Origin of the sequence: Candidatus Ruminimicrobium bovinum, assembly GCF_902760015.1 — a bacterium.
In the GTDB taxonomy this organism is placed as follows: domain Bacteria; phylum Elusimicrobiota; class Endomicrobiia; order Endomicrobiales; family Endomicrobiaceae; genus Ruminimicrobium; species Ruminimicrobium bovinum.
In genome coordinates, this window is sequence record NZ_CACWEU010000130.1 from 1 (window position 1) to 3,014 (window position 3,014).

Here is a 3,014-nt window from a genome sequence, read left to right on the forward strand (position 1 = left end):
TCGTGCGAAAGTATTTTTGGGTGATATAAAAAATGAAGATGTTGCCGTTCAGGTATGCACCGGTTATTTGGATTCAAAATATATAATTACCGATGAAAAATATATCGATATGAAAGCTGTATCGAGAGAAAACGACGGCGGTTATATTTATGAGCTTGAATTTAAAACCGACAGAGTAGGGCACTGCGGATATATTATAAGGGTTGTTCCTCAATATATGGGTAAAACAGAATATATCCCCGGTTTAATTAAATGGTTTTAAAAATGAGCGGTATAAAGTTAATTGTTTTTGATTTGGACGGAACATTAGTAAATTCTCAATACGATTTAACCGATTCCGTAAATTTTGTCAGGCAAAAATATGGTTTTAGTCCGCTGCCCGTAGATAAGGTTGCATCTTATTTGGGCAGCGGAATTACGGCACTTGTAAGGGCTGTTTTATCAGAACTTAATACAACTGGATTTGATACGGCAGTTAAAATGTTTAAAGATAATTATGCAAAACATTTAACCGATAAAACTTTACCTTATAAAGATGTTATTGAAATGCTTTCAAACATTCCGCAACAAAAAGTTTTATTATCCAATAAAGATGAAAAATTTTCAAAACAAATTTTAAAAACTCTCGGCTTATCAAAGTTTTTTACCGAAATTTACGGAGGGGATTCTTTTAAAGAAAAAAAACCGAATCCTTTGCCGATATATGAAATAATAAAAAAGTTTTCTTTAAGTAAAGAAAATGTTGTTATGGTCGGTGACGGCACAAATGATATTATGGTCGGTAAAAATGCCGGTATAAAAACAATAGGGGTTTTATACGGTTATTCTTCACAGGAACAACTAAATAATTTAGCACCCGACTATATAGCCGAAAATCCGGCTGAAATAGTGAATATAGTTAAACGATTGAACAGTTGAATAGTTGAAAGGTTGAAGGGGTGAAAAATTTGTCATTGCGAAGCGGTTAGCCGCCGTGACAATCTATGTTCTTTAATGTATAGTGTAGAATGTAAAATGTATAATGTTGGTAAAAATTGCAAAGCAATTTTTGATAAATAATAAGTTTTTTGCTTCGCAAAAAACACATTGATTATAAATTCTATATTATAAATTATAAATTGCCGTATTGTTGTTGCCGTTAATTGTACATTCTACATTGTACATTATAAATTGTCGTCTTAAGGGAGTTTTAAATGTTTGTTTTAAAAATTTTAAAAAAAATTATTGTTATGTTTCAGTCCGATATTTCACCAAACCAAATTGCATGGGGTTTTGCACTCGGTGCAATTTTAGGGCTTGTTCCTAATTTGTTGGTTAAATGTATTTTGTTTGTTGTTATTATGTTTTTCAGGGTTAATTTAACTGCTGCTTTCCTTGCTGCAACATTATATGCAATAGCTGCCTTTGCCTTGGATCCGTTACTCGATAAAATAGGTTATTTTGTATTAGCCGACTGCAGTTTTTTAAAAACTCTTTGGACGGCTTTATTTAACTATCCGATTGTTCCTTTTTCTCATTTTAACAATACAATAGTTATGGGCAGTTTGGTTTTGGGAATACTTTTAATAATACCGAACGGTATCTTGGCAAAGAAGCTGTTGGTTTATTACAGGCAAAACTACAGGGATAAGGTTTCTCAGTGGAAAATAGTAAAAATTTTAAATACGGTTTTGGCAACAACAACGATAGCAGGCAAAATAAAATAAAAAGGGAAAAGTTATGAAATTTATAAGATGGTCTTTTGTAATACCTACGGTAATAATTATTGCAGCAGTTATAATTTTTAATATTATGTTTTTTGACGTAATTTTAAAAAAAGCTTTTATTTCAACGGGGGAAATGATTTTCGGTGCAAAGGTTGAAATAAACAGTTTAAAAACAAGTTTTTCAAAAATGTCAATTGCAATTAACGGTTTAAAGTGTGCAAACAGAAATGATTATTTTAAAAATTTAATAGACATTGATTATATTAAATTTGATGTTCGTTTTACTCCTTTACTCAGAAAAAAATTTATAATAGACGAAATGACCGTTTCCGGTTTAAAGTGGCAAACCGAAAGAAAAACTTCCGGGCAGCTTCCTCCTAAAAAAGAAAAGAAATTTGAAAAGAAGAAAAAAGACGGTATGTTTTCAAAAATGTTTGCCGCAGCAAAGGCAAAAACCGTTAGCGAATTTAACCAACTTCCGTCGGTAACGGCATATAAAGAAATTGAAGACTTAATAAATAATTTTGATGTTAATAAACTTATAGATAAAGCTCAATTACAATCGGTAAAAGAAATTGAACAAAAAACAAAAGAGTTACAAACAAAATATGAAACTTATCAAAAGAAAATTGAAGGTTATGATATAAACAAAAAAGCCGAAGAAATAAAAGCACAAATTGACGAAATTTCAAAAACAAAAGTTTCGGGGCTTGCCGATGTTGCAAAAGCGGCAAAGAATGTAGAAAAATTAAAAGAAAGTAAAAAAGAAATAGAAACGATAATTAATGATTTAAACAGCATCAAAAAAGATGTTTCCGAAAATATTAACTTTGTAAAAGAAGCAAAAAATTCAATAAATAAAGATATAGAAAATATTTCTTCAAAACTTTCAATTCCTTCTTTAAATTTAAAAAACATATCAAGAATATTGTTCGGTAACCAATGGGTTAACAGGGTTGAAACCGTTATGTATTACATGGCATTAATAAAGCAATATATGCCCGAGAAAAAAGAAGAAGTTCAAGAAAAGCAAAGGGCAAGGGGCAGAGATATTTTGTTCAAATTAAAACAATATCCTACACTTCTTATTTCACTTATAAATGTTTCAGGCAGCACTAATGATAATCTTGATTTTGCAGGTGTTATAAAAAATATTTGTTCTTCTCCGTCAATGATAGCAAATCCTTTAACCGTTGAAATAAAAGGCGACAATAAAGTTCAAGCTCTTCATATTTCAGGACTTTTTGACCACAGAACAGACAATTCAAAAGATGCTCTTGCGGTGCAGGTTTCCGGGCTTTCGGCAAA

At 30.8% G+C, this 3,014-nt stretch carries 4 protein-coding genes; all 4 read left to right on the plus strand.

The annotated features are described in order from the left end of the window. On the plus strand, positions 1-262 hold a 262-nt coding region (locus tag ACMUOV_RS04715; RefSeq protein WP_413853957.1), incomplete at its 5' end, for a hypothetical protein. Continuing rightward, positions 253-918 carry an HAD family hydrolase gene (locus ACMUOV_RS04720; protein WP_413853958.1) on the plus strand — a complete coding sequence of 222 codons (666 nt, stop codon included), beginning with the start codon at positions 253-255 and terminating at the stop codon, positions 916-918. The genes ACMUOV_RS04715 and ACMUOV_RS04720, both read left to right, overlap by 10 nt. Positions 919-1,193: 275 nt before the next feature. Beyond that, positions 1,194-1,706: a TIGR03546 family protein gene (locus tag ACMUOV_RS04725; protein WP_413853959.1), complete on the plus strand. Its 513-nt coding sequence runs from the start codon at positions 1,194-1,196 to the stop codon at positions 1,704-1,706. Between the two features lie 13 nt (positions 1,707-1,719). Then, positions 1,720-3,014 (plus strand): TIGR03545 family protein (locus ACMUOV_RS04730; RefSeq protein ID WP_413853960.1); only part of this gene is annotated, 1,295 nt, incomplete at its 3' end.